The 1198-nt window shown below is 53.8% G+C and carries 2 protein-coding genes; both read right to left on the bottom strand.

Features of this window, described 5'->3' with window-relative positions; all coding sequences use genetic code 11:
- A partial coding sequence (locus ACQUQ1_RS22285; protein WP_435066368.1) for a CAP domain-containing protein occupies nt 1–551 on the bottom strand: 551 nt, incomplete at its 3' end.
- 110 nt (nt 552–661) lie between these two features.
- Nucleotides 662–1198, bottom strand: a 537-nt coding sequence (locus ACQUQ1_RS22280) for a hypothetical protein (RefSeq protein WP_435066367.1), incomplete at its 5' end; no start/stop codon positions are given.

Genomic DNA, 1198 nt, shown 5'->3' with positions numbered 1-1198 from the left:
GTGTCGTGACTCGGGAGAAGCATTCCCGTATTGTGTTCGGGGGATCGAATGAACCCCCGGAGGATGACCTCAGCGAGCTCTTCTTCGGTTTGTGTGTAACTCTTGTTCCAAAAGACTGCTCTAATGTTTTCGCCACCGCCACCGCAGGCGTAACTGCTCGCCCGAACCCGGTCAGTGAAAGTATCGCCATCTGGGTTCGTGTGATTGAAGAAATTCCGCGTCGCCATATCATGAGAGTGATAACGAGCGATACGGGAAAGGCGAGGATCCAATACTAACACACTAATATTGTTATTCTTTCTGTGTAAGTTTAATTTTTGATACAATAATTCTTCAGCAATTGTGACGTTCACATCATCACGTGGTGTCTTACTCGGTAATGGAGCTGGAATTTCAATTTCATTGTCCGGTTGGTGATGACCGAATTTTGGTGGCTTTGGAGTGTCACCTTCCCACGCCGCCGGCTCCTGACTGCGCACGACCGGCTCCGAATCCGCTCCGACCGAAGAGAGACATCCAGCCAGCGACACCATCGCGACGAGTACGATCACGACTACGGACCTGTTAGTCACTGTTCCACCCCGGGGAGAGCGGTTCGTACGGACGTAATTATCATACACTATCTACTAATTTGTTGCATATATAAATTTGTATTGAACAGTCAGCACATGACAGCGTCGTGGTGGCTCTCTTCAGACCCGCACCGGACTTCGACCATCCGGAGAGTACCTTGGATGTACGAGCCGGTCTCGGGCTTCTTGAGGGAATACTCCTGACGAACCGTACTCCCCTCACGCTCCCACAGCCACTCGATCCAAGTATCCGTCTCCGCGAACGTCTTTGTCGTTACCGTGAACTTCCGGTCGCTTGCGTACCGATGGTAGTGAGCTGTCCGTGTCCGTTCGACCTCCGTCTTGTATCGATAGTCGGTGTCGTAGTACGTGTAGCCGCTGTGCTCGTGCCCGGTGTACCAGACATCGGTATCGTAATCCCAACTGGCGCACTGGCGTGAGAACCCGCCGAAGGGACTGGGTTCGAGGTCCCAGTTCGTGCACGTCCTCGTGGTCCGCGTGTGACGTTCGCGGTCGTGGTCGTGTCCGTCCCCAACCACGACGCGATCAGTCCGAGTCTCCCCGGTGTACGTCCATCCTGAGCGTCGGAACTTGCTCGGGAACCAACGGTACTTGTCCTCGTAGTA

The organism is Halobaculum sp. EA56, from assembly GCF_051195075.1.
Lineage (GTDB): Archaea > Halobacteriota > Halobacteria > Halobacteriales > Haloferacaceae > Halobaculum.
Note: the sequence above shows the minus strand (reverse complement) of the source record. Positions and strands in the feature narration are given on the sequence as shown.